We start from the raw sequence: 17,369 nt of genomic DNA, 5'->3' as shown, positions 1-17,369 counted from the left end.
GGCCCGCGCAGGCGGTGGGCCGGCCTCGGCCCGGCGGAGGCGCTGGGCCAGCCTCGGCCCGGCGGAGGCGCTTGGCCCACTTCGGCCCCGCGCAGGCGGTAGGCCGGCCTCGGTCCCGCGGAGGCACTGGGCCCCCTCGGTCCGGCGGAGGCGGTAGGCCCGCCTCCGCCCACGTTCAGCGGTCGCGCTTCCTCGCGGGCCGCTCGTCCTGGTTCAGCCGCGGCCGCGGCTCGGGCTTGGGCTCGCCGCCGTTGCGGGCGGCCTCCGCGCGCAACAGGGCGCGCAGGACGGCGTAGGGATCCATGGGCATGGCACTGCTCCTCGCTTCGTGCTGACTGATGAACCGGTGGGGACCGGTCCGGTCAGCAGCGCAGGACCACCGAGCGCCGGGCGAACGGGGTGCGCGCCCGCGGCACGCGGACGGGTGCCACGGCTCGGGGGCGGGGCGCGGGAGCCGGAGGCGGGGCCGCGGTGCGGTGCGCGCGGCGGGCGGCCGCCGGTCTGGGGACGGCGTCCAGGACGTCGTACTCGATGGTCTCCGTGGCCGCGGCGACGGGGGCGGCGGGGGAGCCGGCGGGGGCCGCCGGTACGCACAGGGCGAGCAGCAGGACGAAGGCCCGCAGCCAGGCGCGGCCGGGCGGGATCCCTCGGGCGGTGCTCACGGAAGGTCATCTCCCCGGCCGGGTCGGGCCGCCCATCGCGCCGCGCCCGAGAACCGCCCGCACGGCGTATCGGCGCCGGTCACAGGGCGCGCGGGAGCCGTCGGACACGGGCGCGCACCCGCAGCCCGGTGACGATCTCGACGACGCCGACCACGACCAGCCAGCAGCCGCCGACGAGGGTGAGCACGGCGACCGACTCCACCGGCGAGACGATCAGCACGATCCCGGCGATGAAGGTGACGATGCCGAGGAACTCCTGCCAGGCGCGGGCCGGCACGGCCGGGTCGCAGGCGGCGGCCAGGGTCTGGGTGATCCCGCGGACCACCCACCCGATGCCGATCCACAGCCCGAGCAGCAGGATCGAGCGCATGGGGCCGCGGAAGCAGAACAGTCCGAGCAGCACCGCCAGGGCGCCGCTGACGAAGGCCAGTACGCGCAGCGAGGCGGTGCGGTGGGTGCCGAACGCGGCGACGAGCTGGAGGAGCCCGCCGACCAGCAGGTAGAGGCCGAACAGCACACCGGCGACGAGCAGGGAGGCGTCGGGCCAGACCAGGACGAGCACCCCGAGGACCAGGGAGAGGGCGCCGGCCGCCAGGACGGTCCGCCAGGCCGCGCGGGACAGCAGGGCGAGCGGCCTCTCGAACGGCGGTTCGGGTTCGGGGCCGCCGCGCGGCAGCGGGTGCCGCGCGTGGACCCTGCGGTCGTCGTACTCCGGCCCCGGGGAGCGGCCGGACGGTGCCTCGCTCATGGTTCATGCTCGAACCGGGCGCCGGGCGGCTGCCACCCGAGCGGGGCTGGACGACGTACGGCTACTTCCCGGCGGCCTTCGCCGCCTTCGCGGCCGCCTTCATCTCCTGCTTGTGGGCCCGCACCTTCGCCAGCGACTCCGGTCCGGTGATGTCCGCCACCGAACGGAAGGACCTGCGCTCGCCGTAGGCGCCCGCGGCCTCCCGCCAGCCCTTGGGGGCCACGCCGAGCTGCTTGCCCAGCAGCGCCAGGAAGATCTGCGCCTTCTGCTTGCCGAAGCCGGGCAGCCCCTCGAGGCGCCGCAGCAGCTCCCTGCCGTCCGGCACGCCCTTCCAGACCAGTTCGGCGTTGCCGTCGTAGTGGTCGACGAGGTACTGGCACAGCTGCTGGACGCGCTTGGCCATGGACCCCGGGTAGCGGTGCACGGCCGGCTTCTGCGCGAGCAGGGCCGAGAAGACCTCCGGGTCCTGCACGGCGATGTCATGGGCGTCGAGGTCGTCCGCGCCGAGCCGGTCCGCGATCGTCCGGGGGCCCTTGAACGCCCACTCCATCGGGACCTGCTGGTCCAGCAGCATCCCGACCAGCGCGGCGAGCGGGCTGCGCCCGAGCAGTTCGTCGGCTTCCGGTTCCTGGGCGAGGTGAAGGGTGACGTCCATGGGCCGATGATGCCCCCGGGCGCCGGGGGCCACCTCTCCACCGTCGGGTCAGGGCCGCCAGTACCCGAGCGCGTGCATCCGCTCCTTGGCCACGCCGAGTTCCTTGCGGGCGTACGTCGACAGGGTCCGGGTCGTCAGGGTGTCGCAGGCGATCCAGACGTACGGGTGCTCGGTGTCGGCCAGCGGACCGGGGAGGTCCGCGCGTACGGCGTCGGCGAGTTGGTGGCGGGCGACCCGGCGCAGCTCGTGCCGGGACGGGTCGCCCCGGTAGGGCAGGCCGTCGGGGTCGCCCTCGAACCAGATCGTGGCCGGGACCGAACCCAGTTCGTCCAGCAGGGAGTTGAGCGCGGGCAGCGAAGCGGGGTCGGCCATCGCGAAGACGTGCGTGGGCTCGGGCCGGGGCCGCTGGAAGCCCGTGCCCTGGACCGTCGCCTCGATGGTGTGCCCGGCCTTCGCCGCCCGCGCCCAGTCACTGGCGCACCCTTCGTGGAGCGCGAACTCCAGGCTGAAGGTGCCGGCTTCGGGGTCGGGGTCGACCAGGGTGTAGGCCCGCTGGTGCGGCTTGCCGCCGTTGTCGAACCAGAGCCGGACCCACATCGTCGGATGGACGCCGGTGGCCGTGAGCAGGCCGCCGTCGGTGAGGTGCAGCCGCCGGTACGCGGAGGAGACGTCCTCGGCACCGGTGACCGTCAACTCGAAGTCCTTGGCGCCCATCAGTTTCAGGACCGTGCCCTGCCACCCGTGCCCCTGCCCCATTGCCTCTTCACCCTTCGCGTACTATTCCGCCACGAATTAGTTAGGCAAGGCTAACCTAAAGCTCAGTGACTAGCACAGGAGGGTGACAGGTGACCGCAGCGATCCACCGCGACGCCTGGGGCATCCCACATCTGCGCGCGGACGGTGTCCGCGAACTCGCCCGCGCCCAGGGCCGGGTGACCGCCCTCGACCGGGCCTGGCAGCTGGAGGTGGAGCGGCGCCGAGCCGAGGGCACCTCCGCCGCCCTGCTCGGCGCCGAGTCCCTGCCCTGGGACCGCTTCGTCCGGCAGGCCCGGATCGACGACACCGCCCGGCGCTGCTGGGCCGCGCTGGAGCGCGGGGACACCGAGACGGCCGACTGGATCAGGGCCTACGTCGACGGCGTCAACGAAGGGCTCGCCGAGACCTCCCTGCCGCTCGGCACCCCCGGTCACTGGGAGCCCTGGACCCCCTTCGGGATCTGGCTCGGCGTGCACATCCTGTTCGCCGGCTTCCCCGCCAAGCTCTGGCGCGAGGAGGCGGTGCGGCACCTCGGCGAGGAGGCCGTCGGCCTGTTCGCCGTCGACGGCCCCGGCACCTCCGGCAGCAACGGCTGGCTGGTCGGCGGCGACCGCACGGTCACCGGCCGGCCCATCGTCGCCGGCGACCCGCACCGGTTCATCGAGGACGCCGGCGTCTACCAGCAGATCCACCTCTCCTGCCCCGAGTTCGACGTCGTCGGCCTCGCCGTCCCCGGCGTCCCCGGCATCGCCCACTTCGGGCACACCGGCACCGTCGCCTGGTCCATCACCAACGCCATGGCCGACTACCAGGACCTCTACCGGGAACGGCTGCGCCGCACCGGCGCCGGCGTGGAGGCCCTCGGCCCGGACGGCGTCTGGCACCGGGCCGCCCGGCACACCGAGCGGATCGAGGTGGCCGGCGAGGAACCCGTCGAGATCGAGGTCATCGAGACCGGGCGGGGCCCCGTCGTCATCGGCGGCCCCGAAGGGCTCTACGACGGCTCCGACGCCGAGTGCGCCATCAGCCTGCGCTACCCGCCCCGCGTCACCGGCGACCTCGGCTTCGGCACCCTGCTGCCGCTGCTGCGCGCCCGCCGCGTCGCCGACGTCGACCGCGCCTTCGACCAGTGGGCCGAACCGGTCAACGTCGTCCAGGCCGCCGACACCGAGGGCGGCCTGCTGCACCGCGTCGCCGGAAAGGTCCCGCTGCGCGCCGGCGCCAACCGCACCCGGCTGGTCCCCGCCTGGGAACCCGGCCACGAGTGGCGCGGCTGGCACGAGATGCCGTACGGCGACATCGCCGACGGAGTGGCGGTGATGGCCAACCAGCGCGGCCCGGCCACCCCGCTCGGCGTCGAGTTCGCGGCGCCGCACCGCGCCGACCGCATCGCCGAACTGCTCGCGGGCCGGCGGCGCTGGGCGCCCGGCGACATGCCCGCCGTCCACACCGACACCCGGCTCGCCTCCACGGCCGCCCTGCTGGACCGGGTCGCCGCCCTCGACGGCCTGTCCGCCGAGGCGGAGCGCACCCGCGACACCCTGCTCGCCTGGGACCGCCACATGGACGCCGACAGCCGGCCCGCGGCCCTCTACGCGGCCCTGCGCCACGGCGTCGTACGGCGGCTCGCCGCCCACCCCGCGCTCGCCGCGCTGACCGCCCCGCCCGCCTACCCCGAGGTCCTGCTCCCCTGGCTCGCCCTCGTCCCCCGCGTCGGCTTCGCCCTCGAACACCTCCTGCGCGCCGAGGAGTTGTACGGCATCGACCGCCCCGAGGCCGTGCGCGCCGCCCTGGAGGAGGTCGCCGCCCGGCCCCCCGAGGGCACCTGGGGCGACACCCACCGCCTCGCCCCCTGGCGTGCCCTGCCCGCCGAGCACGACGAGCCCGCGCTCTCCGGCGACCACGACTGCGTGCTGTGCACCTCCTCCGTGCCCGGCCTCACCGACCTGGCCGCGCGCGGCCCCGCCGCCCGCTACGTGTGGGACCTCGACCGGCGCGAACACAGCCTGTGGAGCGTGCCGTTCGGCGCCTCCGGCGTGCCCGGCACCCCCCACCACCGCGACCAACTGCCCCTGTGGACGCGCGGAGAACTGGTCCCCGTCGTCACGGACTTCGACGAACTGGAGAAGGAAAGAGATGTCTGAGCCCCGCGTGACGCTCTACGAACGGCCGGTCGACGGCTTCGGCACGGTGAGCGTCCTGCGCCTCGACCCGCGGGCCGACGCCGACGTCGTGCACGCCTGGGTCAGTGCGGAACGCGCCGCGTTCTGGGGCATGAACGGCCTCACCCTCGACCAGGTCACCGAGATCTACGCCCACCTGGACACCCTCGACACCCACCACGCCTTCCTGGTCCGGCGCGACGGTGTCCCTGCCGCGCTGCTCCAGACCTACGAGCCCGAGGCCGACCGGGTCGGCGAGTGCTACGACGTGGAGCCCGGCGACATCGGCGTCCACCTGCTGCTCGCGCCCGCCGGCTCGCCGGGCGGCCGCCCCGGCTGGACCGGCGCGCTGCTCACCGCGCTCACCCACTACGTCCTGGTCGGCCTCGACCGGCGGCGGGTCGTCGTCGACCCCGACGTCTCCAACGACCGTGCCGTCGCCCGCTTCCTGCGTCAGGGCTTCGACGAGGGCCCGGTGGTCACCCTCCCCGAGATCGACCTCCCGGACGTGTACCTGCCCGAGAAGAAGGCCCAACTGGCCTTCCTGCGCCGGGAGGTAGCCTTCCCCGGGTGACCCCCGAGGACCTCGTCGCCCATTACGGCCTGGAGCCCATTCCGCGCGAGGGCGGCCTGTTCCGCCGTACCTGGGAGGGGCCCGCGGGACCGGACGGCCGGCCCGCGGGCACCGCCATAGTCGCCCTGCTCACCGCCGAGCCGGACGACTTCTCCGCCCTGCACCGGCTGGGCGGAGACGAGGTCTGGCACTTCTACCTCGGCGATCCGCTGGAGCTGCTGCTGCTCGACCCCGACGGCGGCTCCCGCACGATCGCCCTCGGCCCGGACATACCGCACGGCCAGCAACCGCAGCTGACCGTCCCGGCCGGCACCTGGATGGGCGCGCGGGTCGCACCGGGCGGCAGGTTCACCTTCTTCGGCTGCACGATGGCACCCGGCTTCACCTACGAGGACTACGAGCACGGCGACGCGCGGCACCTGCTGGCCCGCTATCCCCACGAGGCCGAGCGGATCGTGCGACTGTGCCGCCCATGAAGCTGCTCCAGGGCCAGGTCGCCCTGATCACCGGGGCCGGCGGCGGCATCGGCCGGGGCATCGCCCGGCGCTTCGCCGCAGAGGGCGCCGCCGTGGCCCTCCACTGCCGGACCTCGGTCGCGGCCACGCGTGAACTGGCCGAGGAGATCGGCGGGTCCGTGGTGCTCAGGGGCGATCTGACCGACGAGGAGCAGTGCCGGCGGGTGGTGCGGGAGGCCGCCGAGTTCGGCGGCGGACGGCTGACGGCGCTGGTCAACAACGCGGGCGCGCAACCCGTGCGGGAACTGTCCCGGACGACGGCCGCCGAATGGCGCGCGGTGCTCGACGCCAACCTGACGACCGTGTTCGCCTGCACCCGGGAGGCCGCGGAGATCATGCGGGCGGGCGGCGGCGGCACGGTGACCCACATCGCCTCCGTCGAGGCCCGGATGCCCGCCGAGGGCCACGCCCACTACGCCGCCGCGAAGGCGGCGGTGGTCATGCACGCCCGCTCCGCGGCCCTGGAGTACGGTTCCGTCGGGATCCGGGTCAACACGGTCTCGCCCGGCCTGATCGAACGGGACGGTCTGGCGGACGCCTGGCCGGAGGGGGTACGGCGATGGCGGCGGGCGTCGGCGGTGGGACGCCTCGGACGCCCGGAGGACGTGGGCGACGCGTGCGTCTTCCTGGCCTCCGGCATGGCCTCCTGGATCACCGGCCACGACCTGGTGGTGGACGGAGGGGTGTCGGCCCGACCCACCTGGTGAGCGGCCGGGACGTGGCGTACGTACATGTCCACGTGGCTGAGACCGGGGAAGACGCGGGGACCGGGGAAGACGCCGGGAGCGCGGAGGGCGAGGAGACGACGTGGTCGGACGGCGCGGAGTTCAAGGGCTGGTGCTGCTGGGCGCCCTGCTGGTCCTGCTCGTCCTCGGCGGCGCGGGAACGGCGTCGGCGCACGCCGCCCTCAGCGGCACCGACCCCGCCGACGGATCCGTCCTGCCCACGGCCCCCCGTCAGCTCACCCTGACCTTCACCGAGTCCGTCGGCCTCCTCGACGACTCCGTCCGCGTCGTCGGCCCCGACGGCCGGCGGCTGACCCTGGGCGACGCCGAGCACGCGGGGAAGTCCGCCGCCCGGGTCACCCTGCCCCGCGCCATGGACGAGGGCACCTACACCGTGGCCTGGCGGGTCGTCTCCGCCGACAGCCACCCGGTGTCCGGCGCGTTCACCTTCTCCGTCGGCAAGCCCTCACCCACCCCGGCCGCCCTGGACACCGGCCCCGCCGAGGACCCGGCGACCGCCGCCCTGCACAAGATGGCCCGCTACCTGGCCTACCTCGCGGTCTCCCTGCTCATCGGCACGGCCGTCTTCCTCGCCGTCTGCCGCCCGCCGGACCCGGCCCCCCTGCGCCGGCCGCTCCTGGCCGGCTGGTGGACCCTGGCCGCCGCCACCTGCGTCCTGCTCCTCCTGCGCGCCCCCTACGAGACCGGCGAGGGCCCCGCCGCCGCCCTCGACGCCGACGCCCTGACCCGCACCCTCACCGGCCGCCCCGGCGTGGTCCTGCTGGTCCGCCTCGCCCTGCTCCTGCTCACCGCCGCCCTGCTCCTGCGGCAGTCCCGGCGCGGCTGGACCTGGGGCCGCGCCGACGCCTGCGCGGGCGCGGTCCTGGCCGTCGGACTGGCGCTGACCTGGGCGGCCTCGGACCACGCCTCCGCCGGCCTCCAGGTGCCGGTGGCCATGACCTCCTCGGTCCTGCACCTGCTGGCGACCGCGGTCTGGCTCGGCGGGCTCGCGGCCCTGCTCCTCACCCTGTTCCGGACGCCGCCGCCGTCCCCCGGCACCGTCACCCGGTTCTCCCGGCTCGCCTTCGCCTCGGTGACCGTCCTCGTCGTCACCGGCGTCTACCAGTCCTGGCGCGGCCTCGGCTCCTGGACGGCGCTCACCGGCTCCCCGTACGGCAGGCTCCTGCTCCTGAAACTGGCCGTGGTGGCACTGCTCCTCGCCGCGGCGGCCCTCTCCCGCCGCTGGACCACGCGGGCCGCGGCGGACGCGACGCTCGTGACCGAGGCGGTCGTACGGGAGAAGGTGCCGGAGACCGTCGGGGCTCCGTCCCTGCCCGAGGCGCCGCCCCCGCCGCCGCCCGCCGGTCACCGCCGGAGCGCGCTGCGCCGCTCGGTGCTGGCCGAGGTGGCCCTCGGCGTCGTGGTGCTGGTGGTCACCACCGTGCTCACCGGGACCCTGCCGGGGCGGGCCGAGGCCGAGGCGGCAGCGGCCGCCGCCGCGCCCCCGCCCGGCGGCACGGTCGGCCTCACCGTCCCCTTCGACGTCGGCACCCCGGGCGGCACCGGCAAGGTCGAGATCGCCCTCGCCCCGGGCCGGGTCGGCGACAACTCGCTCCAGGCCGTGGTGATCGGCGCGGACGGCGGCCTGACCTCGGTGCCCGAGCTGAAGGTCACCTTCACGCTGCCCGCCCAGGACATCGGCCCCCTCGACGCCGGCCTCACCGACCAGGGCGGCTACTGGGCCAACAGCTTCGTCAAGCTCCCCCTGGCCGGCACCTGGACCATGAAGGTCACGGTGCGGGTCTCGGACATCGACCAGGTCAGCGTGGAGCGGCGGGTCGACGTCCGCTGAGCCGCCGGCCCACCGCGCTGCCGGGGCTCCGGGCGGTCAGTGGTGGGCGTGCACGACGGCGTGCCCCTTGCCGCGCCCGATCATCCACTTGTTGACGGGCGTGGTGACGACGAACGCCACGGCGAACCCGCCCAGCAGGGCACCCCAGAACAGGCCCTCGTCCAGATGGGCCTCCATCGCCCCGGGCGTGAGCGCGATGATCGTGTTGTCCACCAGCTCCATCACGGCGATGGAGACGGTGTCGGCGGCCAGCGCGACCTTGACGGCGGACCTGAGCCCCAGCCCGGCGCGCACCACGGCGAACAGGGTGAAGGAGTACCCGAACAGGAACGCCAGCGTGATCGCCAGGACCATGGTCGGCGCGTTCCCCCAGCCCAGGGCGGTGCCGATCACCATGCCGAGGATCTCGCCGACGGCACACCCGGTGAGGCAGTGCAGCGTGGCCCGCACGGCCATGCCCCAGGAGGCGCCGGGGGAGTGGCCGTCGTGGTCCGCGTGCCTCATGTGCTCGCCCGCGTGACCTGTGTGGTGAGCGCCGTGGTGATCCATGACTGCGTCCCCATTTCCCCTGCCGCGGCCCGGGTTCCCGGGCCCACCGCAGGCAACCATATACCCCCCTGGGGTATTCCATTCCACTCGGACGGGTGATCTCTGCCGAGTGCCGCCGTCAGGACCGGGCGGCATGGTCCACCATGAGGCCGCTTTCGCCCGGCGTCCCCACCAGGAGGACTTCTCCGTCATGGCTGCTCCCGCGGTTCATCGCCCCACCGACCGGTTCCGGACGGTGGAGGGCGTCCCACGCGGCCGTCTAGCGGGATGCGGCCGCGTCGCCGGGGCGACCCGTGGACCGGAATGCTGACCAAGGAGATCCGGGCCGGACTGGAGCAGTGGGCCGCGAGGGTGGAGGACACCCGACGGCGGGTCCGTGAGGCCGGCCCGGCGGAGAAGGCGAACCGTGTCCGCTACGCGGCCCAGTGCCGCCGCGAGGCGTTCAAGTACCTGGCGACCGCGTGCGCCTCCCTGCGGAGCTGGCCGGGCAGGGAGCAGGTCGGCGACCAGGGTGTGCAGGCCGCCCACCGCATCCTGTTGGCCATGGACGGACCGGAGATCCGCAAGATCCTGCCCCTGGTCGCGGCGGCGGCGGAGAAGCGCCGTATCCCCGGCGGTCTCCTGGCGGAGGCCACCGACGCGCTGTGCGTGGCCGAACGGCGGCCCCAGGTCTACGGCACGGTGGCCGGCCACCCGATCGCCGACGAGGCACGGGTGGACGCGATGCGTGTGCTTCTGGGGTTGCGCCCGCTGGCTCCCCAGCCCCTGTCACTGCGTACGGCAGCGCCCCGGACGCCGCATCCCGATGAGTCACTGCCGCCCGAACTGGCCGTCCTGGAGGGGCTCCTGAGCGACCTGCCGCCGGTCGCCCCGCTTCCGCGCACGGTCCGGCCCACGGTCGCCGCGCATACGGCGTGGGGCTGCGCCTACTGCGGTGGCCCGGCCCCGGCGGACGCCGTCGAACTGGAGATCCGGGGCCGCGTCTGGCGGATCTGCGATCAGTGCGAGCAGTGCTCGGACACGCCGGAAGGCCGTCTGATGGACATGCTGACGGTCAAGGGCGGTGTTCCGGAGGCCGAGGCCCGGGTCGCCTCCCGGTTGGCCCGGCACGAGGGCTGGCGGCTGCCGATGCGCTACCACCAGCCCACCGCCCGCCCCAACCACCGTCCCGGACCCCGCTGGGACCACATCCCGGACAGCGCGGTCACCAAACTGATCACCTTCGCCGAACAGCGGCGCCCCGCCGTCACCCCCGCGGTCATGCCGGCCCAGCGCACGGCGCCGCCGTCACCCCCGCACCCCGGCCTGCTCGTGTCGGTCAGGGCACAGGGCCTGTTGTCGCTCTCCCCCGACCGGAAGCTGACCGCCACGCAGGTGGGCAAGGCACTCCAGATGGCGCCGGGGACGTTCGAAGCCCGCGGACTGGTGGTCAGGAACGTCCGTGAACTCCGGGCGGTCTTCGCCACGCCGCCGCGGTGGCTGGTCGGCCACCACCAGACCCTGGCGGCCCAGCGAGCGGCCAGTCGGGCACGCCACCTGGCGCGAGCGTCCACCACGAAGACCGAGGCGACGGCTGGGGCGACGGCCGGGGCGGCACCCGTCTCCGCCGGAACGGCCCCCTGCGCCGGTCCGCCCCATCCGCACATGCTGATCTCGACCCGGGCGGAGCGGACTCTGGCCAAACCGCCCACCGAGCGGCTGCAGCCCGCCCAGGTCACCAAAGCCCTCCAGATCTCGCACGCCACGGGCGACGCGCAGGACCTGGACGTGCGCACCGTCGGCGAACTCGCCGCCCTTTTCCACGACCCGCCGGACTGGCTCCTGGAACTGCACCGCAGACTCGCGTCCCAGCGAGCGGCGATCCGCGCCCCGCAGGCGGACCCTGACACCGAGACGGACCCTGACACCGAGGCGGGCCCTGACGCCGAGGCCGACCCATCGGCGGACCGGTAGCGCCCGACGGGCCTCGGCCCGAGCCCCGGATCGCCAACCGCGTCCACCAACGTCGAAGGGCCCCACCGCGAACGGTGGGGCCCTTCGACATCGTGCCCGGTGAGGCACTGGCGGAGGATACGAGATTCGAACTCGTGAGGGGTTGCCCCCAACACGCTTTCCAAGCGTGCGCCCTAGGCCTCTAGGCGAATCCTCCGCTCGGAACATTACATGACCGAGGGGAGTGCTCGCGAACTCGTTCCCACCCCCTGACGTCGGGTACTCTGTGCGGAGCCCCTCACGCGGCGCTATCTGACTGAACTCCCCCAGGGCCGGAAGGCAGCAAGGGTAGGTCGGCTCTGGCGGGTGCGTGGGGGGCGCTTGCGTTCCCGTGGGCCGGGATGTCAGTGGGCGCCTATAACCTCGTAGGCGTGTCGTCTCTCGCGCTGTACCGCCGCTATCGCCCGGAGTCGTTCGCCGAGGTCATCGGGCAGGAGCATGTCACCGACCCGCTGCAGCAGGCGCTGCGGAACAACCGGGTCAATCACGCGTACCTGTTCAGCGGTCCGCGCGGCTGCGGCAAGACGACCAGCGCCCGCATCCTCGCGCGCTGTCTGAACTGCGAGAAGGGCCCCACGCCGACCCCGTGCGGGGAGTGCCAGTCCTGCCAGGACCTCGCGCGCAACGGCCCCGGCTCCATCGACGTCATCGAGATCGACGCCGCCTCGCACGGTGGCGTGGACGACGCCCGCGAGCTGCGGGAGAAGGCCTTCTTCGGGCCCGCGAGCAGCCGGTACAAGATCTACATCATCGACGAGGCCCACATGGTCACGTCGGCGGGCTTCAACGCGCTGCTCAAGGTCGTCGAGGAGCCCCCGGAGCATCTGAAGTTCATCTTCGCCACCACCGAGCCCGAGAAGGTCATCGGGACCATCCGCTCGCGGACCCACCACTACCCCTTCCGGCTCGTCCCGCCGGGCACCCTGCGCGACTACCTCGGTGAGGTGTGCCAGAAGGAGGACATCCCCGTCGAGGACGGCGTGCTGCCGCTCGTCGTGCGCGCGGGCGCCGGTTCCGTGCGTGACTCCATGTCCGTCATGGACCAGCTGCTCGCCGGGGCGCGGGAGGAGGGCGTGACGTACACCATGGCCACCTCCCTCCTCGGCTACACCGAGGGCTCGCTCCTCGACTCCGTCGTCGAGTCCTTCGCCACCGGCGACGGCGCCGCCGCCTTCGAGGTCGTCGACCGGATCATCGAGGGCGGCAACGACCCCCGCCGCTTCGTCGCCGACCTGCTGGAGCGGCTGCGGGACCTGGTGATCCTCGCCGCGGTGCCGGACGCCGTGGAGAAGGGGCTCATCGACGCACCCGCCGACGTCCTCGAACGGATGCAGGCCCAGGCCGGCACCTTCGGCGCCGCCGAGCTCAGCCGCGCCGCCGACCTCGTCAACGAGGGCCTGACCGAGATGCGGGGCGCCACCTCGCCCCGACTCCAGCTGGAACTGATCTGCGCGCGCGTGCTCCTGCCCGCCGCGTACGGGGACGAGCGCTCCCTCCTGGCCCGGCTGGACCGGCTGGAGCGCGGGGTCAACTTCTCCGGGGGCGGCGGCGCTCCCGCGATGGGGTACGTCCCCGGGCCCGAGGCGCATGCGCCGGGGCCCGTCCAGGCGGCTCCGGGCGCCGTTCCGCCGGCTGCCGTTCCGCCCGGCGGCGGCGCGGCCGCGGCCCGTGCGGCGGTCCGCGGTACGGGGCCGGGCACGGGCCCAGGGGCTGGGGTGCCGGTGGGGCAGCCCGGTCAGCCGGTCCAGGCGACTCCGGTCGCCGACACTCCTGAGCCGGTCCAGCCGCAACCGGCTCCGCAGGCCTCGCAGACCCCGGAACCCGCCGCCTCCGCTCCCGGCGCCTGGCCCACCGCCTCCCCCGCGGGCGGCGGTCGCCGTCCCGGCGGCTGGCCCACCGCCGCCCCCACCGGCGCCGGAGGCAGGCCCGCGCCCGCCCAGAGCACCCCGCAGCCGGCCCAACCCGCGGCCGCGCAGCCCGCGCCCCTCGCCGCGTCCGCCCCGGCCGGCGGACCCGACCCCCGTGCGCTCTGGCCGAACATCCTGGAGGCGGTGAAGAACCGCCGGCGCTTCACCTGGATCCTGCTCAGCCAGAACGCCCAGGTCGCCGGCTTCGACGGCACCACCCTCCAGATCGGCTTCGTCAACGCCGGAGCCCGGGACAACTTCTCCGGCAGCGGCAGCGAGGACGTGCTGCGGCAGGCGCTCGCCGAGCAGTTCAACATCCAGTGGAAGATCGAGGCGATCATCGACCCCTCGGGCGGCGGCTCGGCCCCCGCCCAGGGCTACGGCGGCAGCGGTGGCACCGGTGGTTACGGCGGCGGCGGTTACGGAGGTGGCGCCCCCGCCGCTCCCGCCCGCCCCGCGGCGCCCGCGCCCGCCTCCTCCGCGCCCCCCGCGCATCCGGCGCCCGCCCCGGCGGCGGCCGCCCCGGCCGCCGCACCCCACCGCCCCGCCCCGGAGCCCCCGGCACCCGTCGCCCCCGAGGACGACATCCCCGAGGACGACGACCCGGACCTGAACGAATCGGCCCTCTCCGGCCACGACCTGATCGTCCGGGAACTGGGCGCCACGGTCGTCGAGGAGTTCACCAACGAGTGAGCGATCCCTCCGAACCCCCTGGCGCTCGGGGGCTCTCTCCGACCGGACTGTGCGAAACCACAACCCCCGCCCCCGCCCCGCTTCGGCGGCCCGCACAATCCCGTCACCCCCGCTCCGGATAGGGTGACCCCCGTGAAGGTCCTCGTCATCGGCAGCGGCGCCCGCGAACACGCCCTGTGCCGCTCCCTGTCCCTCGACCCCGACGTCACCGCGCTGCACTGCGCCCCCGGCAACGCAGGTATCGCCGAGGTCGCCGAGCTGCACCCGGTCGACGCCCTGGACGGCGCCGCCGTGGCCGCCCTGGCGACCGATCTCGGTGCCGAACTGGTCGTGGTCGGCCCGGAGGCGCCCCTGGTCGCCGGTGTCGCCGACGCCGTGCGCGAGGCGGGCATCCCGGCCTTCGGCCCCTCCGGTGAGGCCGCGCGGATCGAGGGCTCCAAGGCCTTCGCCAAGGACGTGATGGCGGGTGCCGAGGTCCCCACGGCACGCTCGTACGTCTGCACGACGCCGGAGGAGGTCGACGAGGCCCTCGACGCCTTCGGCGCCCCCTACGTCGTCAAGGACGACGGCCTCGCCGCCGGCAAGGGCGTCGTCGTGACCGACGACCTGGAGGCCGCCCGGGCCCACGCCAACGCCTGCGAGCGGGTCGTCATCGAGGAGTTCCTCGACGGCCCCGAGGTCTCCCTCTTCGCCATCACCGACGGCGAGACGGTCCTCCCCCTCCAGCCGGCCCAGGACTTCAAGCGCGCCCTCGACGGCGACGAGGGCCCGAACACCGGTGGCATGGGCGCCTACTCCCCGCTGCCCTGGGCCGACCCCAAGCTGGTGGAGGAGGTCCTGGAGACCGTCCTGCAGCCCACCGTCGACGAGATGCGCCGCCGCGGCACGCCCTTCTCGGGACTGCTCTACGCGGGACTGGCCATCACCTCCCGCGGTGTGCGCGTGATCGAGTTCAACGCCCGCTTCGGCGACCCCGAGACCCAGGTCGTGCTGGCCCGTCTCAGGACCCCGCTCGCCGGTGTCCTGCTCGCCGCGGCCAAGGGCGACCTCGCCGACCTGGAGCCGCTGCGCTGGAGCGCCGACGCCGCCGTCACCGTGGTCGTCGCCTCGCACAACTACCCCGGCACCCCGCGCACCGGCGACCCGATCACCGGTCTCGCCGAGGTCGCTGCCGAGGACGCCCCGCACGCGTACGTCCTGCACGCCGGCACCCGGACGGACGGCGACGCCGTGGTCAGCGCCGGCGGCCGCGTCCTGTCGGTCACCGCGACCGGCGGGGACCTGGCCCAGGCCCGCGAGCGCGCCTACCGCGCGGTCGCCCGCATCGGCCTCGACGGCTCCCAGCACCGCACGGACATCGCGGCGAAGGCCGCGGCCGAGTAGCCGAGCCGCCAACCGGCGGTCTCAGGCGGACGCGGTGCGTCCGATGAACCCCGCAGGCCCCGGATCCGTCTCAGGATCCGGGGCCTGATGCTTGCTTTCCGTCATCCACCTCTCCCCACAGCCATTCCATCGAGTGACCGATCCCCCATCCGGCTGACGGGGGCGTGAGCCCCAACTATGGTGCGGCGCAAGTGGTCCGGCACTTGGCCCACCGGCATTGCGATGTCGGCGCCGGGTGCCACAGTGGGGGAGTGACCAACACCAGGACAGGTGGGACAGGCAGCGCAGCCGTGACGGCACGCGCATCGGGGAGGGGGTGAGGTCGGGCGTGACCGGTATCGGTATGGAGGAGGGCGCGCGGTCCCGTGCGCTGGGCGTACTGCGGATCCGTGGCCGGGCGCTGGCCGTGGCCCTGTTGCCCGCCGCGCTCGCCGTGGTGCTGCTGGCCGGCGGTTCCACCGGCCACCTCGTGGGCTCCGGCTGGGACGTCGCCCGCTGGGTGGTGGGCTGTGTCGCCGTGCTGGTGCTGCTGGCCGCCGCCGGGGTCGCCCTGGTCGTAGCCAGGGCCCGGCCCGCGCTCAGTCCGACGGTCTCGATCGCCGAGGACTCGGCCCCCGATCTGTACCGGATGGTGCGTGACCTGGCCGACCGGCTCGACGTGCCCGCCCCCTCCGCGATAGCGCTCACCCCGGACTGCGACAGCTGGCTGGAGGACCGGACCCACCCGGCCCACGCCCCGCCCCCGCCGGGCGAGGGCGACGAACTCACCGGCGGGCGACGCGGTGCGCACCGCCGGGCCACCGCGGCCCCGGTCCTGGTCATCGGCTCCCCGTTCCTGTGGTGGATGCGGGTCGGCGAACTCCGGGCGGTGCTCGCCCCCGTGGTGGCCGGCACGGGCCCCTCCGCGCACCCCGACATAGCCGCGGCCCGCCGTTTCGTACGGGGACTGGACGCGGCGGTGGCGGTCGCCGCCGCCCCGAACCGGGGTCCGCTCTCCCGGTTCCTGCTGGCCGGGGTCGGCCGGGTCTCCCGCCTGCTGCTGCGCGGTTGCCGGGAGCACGCGGCACAGATGGAGCGCGGGGTGGCCGCGGCGGCGGCCGAGCGCGCACAGGCTGTGGACTACGGGCTGCGCATCGTCGCCCAGGAGCAGGTGGGCCTGGCGTACGCCGGGTGGGACCGGCTGCTGACACGGGTCGCGCTCCCGGCCTGGCGGATGGGCCGCTGGCCGTCCCGGCTGGACGCCGGCGTGGTCGCGGCGCTGACGGAGCTGTCCCGGCGCGACCGCCTGGCCGAGGGTTTCGCCTCCCGCCTGGGCGAACGCCCCGCCTGCGACCTGCTGGAGGAGCCGGGCACGGTGGACGCGGCGGCCTCGCTGCTGGCCGCCCGCCTCTTCCACGGCGGCCCGGCCGAATCGGGCCCCGACTGGTCCCCGGTGGACTGGCAGGAGTACCCGGAGGAGGTCGTGGACCGCAAATGGCGCACCGACGCGGCCCGCCTCCACCGCGTCCTCGACACCCTGGGCGTCCGCCCCGCGGCCCCTCGGACCGACGGCCCGACCCTGGCCCGCGTCCTGGACCACCTGACGGCACCGGACACCACCGAGCCGACGGCGCAACCCACGCCCCGAGCACCGGAGGTCAGCCCGGACCACGACCCGGACCGCGCCCTCGACGACCGCGCCCCCGACCCCGACCGCGACCCCGACGAGCCCGAGAACGAGCGCTCCGCCGCCCTCGCCGCCGTCCTCACCGCCGAACTCGCCCGCGAGGAGGCCGCCGCCCCGGCCGTCCCCACCGCCCCGGCCGCCCAGGACACCCCCCTCTGGGACGACGGCGCCCTCCCCCTCTTCCCCCTCCAGCCCCCGCGCTCCGCCCGGGAACTGCTCACCGACCACGTCACCGCGATGGTCTGCTGCGCCGCCATGGACACCGCGGGAGCCACCCCCGGCCTGGACTGGCTCGACGGCCCCACCCTCCTGGTCAACGGGGAGCGCGCCGCCGACCTCACCCCCCGGGTGCACAGCCTCGTCGAGGACGGCGACCCCGCTCCACTGAGGGCATGGCTGGTCGAATCCGGCATACGCCCGGAGAAGCCCGTACGACTCGTCTGACGCACCGGACACCCGGCCGAACCGCTGTACCGGAAGCGCTAATTCCACTTTCGGCGAATTCGCAACGAGTAGTGACAGCATGCGTG

At 74.7% G+C, this 17,369-nt stretch carries 15 protein-coding genes, 1 tRNA gene and 1 other RNA gene; 10 read left to right on the top strand and 7 right to left on the bottom strand.

Annotation, left to right across the window (positions count from 1 at the left end):
* Positions 1–175 precede the first annotated feature (175 nt).
* The 5 genes from ABT296_RS02305 to ABT296_RS02285 all read right to left on the bottom strand — a co-directional run bounded on the left by ABT296_RS02305 (position 176) and on the right by ABT296_RS02285 (position 2,821).
* Complete coding sequence (locus ABT296_RS02305; protein WP_351922473.1) at positions 176–310, bottom strand: hypothetical protein; 135 nt, start codon at positions 308–310, stop codon at positions 176–178.
* Positions 311–362: 52 nt separating this feature from the next.
* Complete coding sequence (locus ABT296_RS02300) at positions 363–662, bottom strand: hypothetical protein (protein ID WP_351922472.1); 300 nt, start codon at positions 660–662, stop codon at positions 363–365.
* A 79-nt stretch (positions 663–741) separates the two neighbouring features.
* Entirely contained in the window at positions 742–1,410 is a 669-nt protein-coding gene (locus ABT296_RS02295; RefSeq protein WP_351922471.1) for an HdeD family acid-resistance protein, read from the bottom strand.
* Positions 1,411–1,471: 61 nt separating this feature from the next.
* Positions 1,472–2,065: an HhH-GPD-type base excision DNA repair protein gene (locus ABT296_RS02290; protein WP_351922470.1), complete on the bottom strand. Its 594-nt coding sequence runs from the start codon at positions 2,063–2,065 to the stop codon at positions 1,472–1,474.
* Positions 2,066–2,113: 48 nt separating this feature from the next.
* Positions 2,114–2,821, bottom strand: a complete 708-nt coding sequence (locus ABT296_RS02285) for a siderophore-interacting protein (RefSeq protein WP_351922469.1) — start codon at positions 2,819–2,821, stop codon at positions 2,114–2,116.
* 89 nt (positions 2,822–2,910) lie between these two features.
* Here ABT296_RS02285 and ABT296_RS02280 point away from each other — a divergent pair, with 89 nt between their 5' ends.
* The 5 genes from ABT296_RS02280 (at position 2,911) to ABT296_RS02260 (ending at position 8,649) form a co-directional block, all read left to right on the top strand.
* Positions 2,911–4,965, top strand: a complete 2,055-nt coding sequence (locus ABT296_RS02280) for a penicillin acylase family protein (protein WP_351922468.1) — start codon at positions 2,911–2,913, stop codon at positions 4,963–4,965.
* Positions 4,958–5,557, top strand: coding sequence for a GNAT family N-acetyltransferase (locus ABT296_RS02275; RefSeq protein WP_351922467.1), 600 nt, complete (start codon positions 4,958–4,960; stop codon positions 5,555–5,557). Before ABT296_RS02280 ends, ABT296_RS02275 begins: the two co-directional genes overlap by 8 nt.
* Positions 5,554–6,033 carry a cupin domain-containing protein gene (locus tag ABT296_RS02270; RefSeq protein ID WP_351922466.1) on the top strand — a complete coding sequence of 160 codons (480 nt, stop codon included), beginning with the start codon at positions 5,554–5,556 and terminating at the stop codon, positions 6,031–6,033. Before ABT296_RS02275 ends, ABT296_RS02270 begins: the two co-directional genes overlap by 4 nt.
* Positions 6,030–6,779 carry an SDR family NAD(P)-dependent oxidoreductase gene (locus ABT296_RS02265; RefSeq protein ID WP_351922465.1) on the top strand — a complete coding sequence of 250 codons (750 nt, stop codon included), beginning with the start codon at positions 6,030–6,032 and terminating at the stop codon, positions 6,777–6,779. Before ABT296_RS02270 ends, ABT296_RS02265 begins: the two co-directional genes overlap by 4 nt.
* A 130-nt stretch (positions 6,780–6,909) precedes the next feature.
* Complete coding sequence (locus tag ABT296_RS02260) at positions 6,910–8,649, top strand: copper resistance CopC/CopD family protein (RefSeq protein ID WP_351922885.1); 1,740 nt, start codon at positions 6,910–6,912, stop codon at positions 8,647–8,649.
* Positions 8,650–8,685: 36 nt separating this feature from the next.
* On the opposite strand, the gene ABT296_RS02255 is transcribed toward ABT296_RS02260, so the two are convergent.
* On the bottom strand, positions 8,686–9,198 hold the full coding sequence (locus tag ABT296_RS02255; protein ID WP_502977158.1) for a DUF4396 domain-containing protein: 513 nt from the start codon (positions 9,196–9,198) through the stop codon (positions 8,686–8,688).
* Positions 9,199–9,501: 303 nt separating this feature from the next.
* On the opposite strand from ABT296_RS02255, the gene ABT296_RS02250 reads away from it, so the two are divergent.
* Positions 9,502–11,151 carry a hypothetical protein gene (locus ABT296_RS02250; protein ID WP_351922463.1) on the top strand — a complete coding sequence of 550 codons (1,650 nt, stop codon included), beginning with the start codon at positions 9,502–9,504 and terminating at the stop codon, positions 11,149–11,151.
* 108 nt (positions 11,152–11,259) lie between these two features.
* Here ABT296_RS02250 and ABT296_RS02245 read toward each other — a convergent pair.
* Positions 11,260–11,347, bottom strand: a tRNA-Ser gene (locus ABT296_RS02245).
* 72 nt (positions 11,348–11,419) lie between these two features.
* Here ABT296_RS02245 and ffs point away from each other — a divergent pair.
* The 4 genes from ffs (at position 11,420) to ABT296_RS02225 (ending at position 17,283) form a co-directional block, all read left to right on the top strand.
* An RNA gene (gene ffs, locus ABT296_RS02240) (signal recognition particle sRNA small type) lies at positions 11,420–11,518 on the top strand.
* 43 nt (positions 11,519–11,561) lie between these two features.
* Entirely contained in the window at positions 11,562–13,790 is a 2,229-nt protein-coding gene (locus tag ABT296_RS02235) for a DNA polymerase III subunit gamma and tau (RefSeq protein WP_351922462.1), read from the top strand.
* A gap of 132 nt (positions 13,791–13,922) precedes the next feature.
* The gene (gene purD / locus ABT296_RS02230; protein WP_351922461.1) at positions 13,923–15,173 is read left to right on the top strand and encodes a phosphoribosylamine--glycine ligase; all 1,251 of its coding nucleotides are present in this window, start codon (positions 13,923–13,925) and stop codon (positions 15,171–15,173) included.
* Positions 15,174–15,516: 343 nt separating this feature from the next.
* Complete coding sequence (locus tag ABT296_RS02225; RefSeq protein WP_351922883.1) at positions 15,517–17,283, top strand: M48 family metalloprotease; 1,767 nt, start codon at positions 15,517–15,519, stop codon at positions 17,281–17,283.
* Positions 17,284–17,369: the final 86 nt, after the last annotated feature.

The sequence above is a fragment of the Streptomyces sp. NPDC000983 genome, from assembly GCF_040299205.1.
Lineage (GTDB): Bacteria > Actinomycetota > Actinomycetes > Streptomycetales > Streptomycetaceae > Streptomyces.
This window is presented reverse-complemented; position numbering and strand designations above follow the sequence as displayed.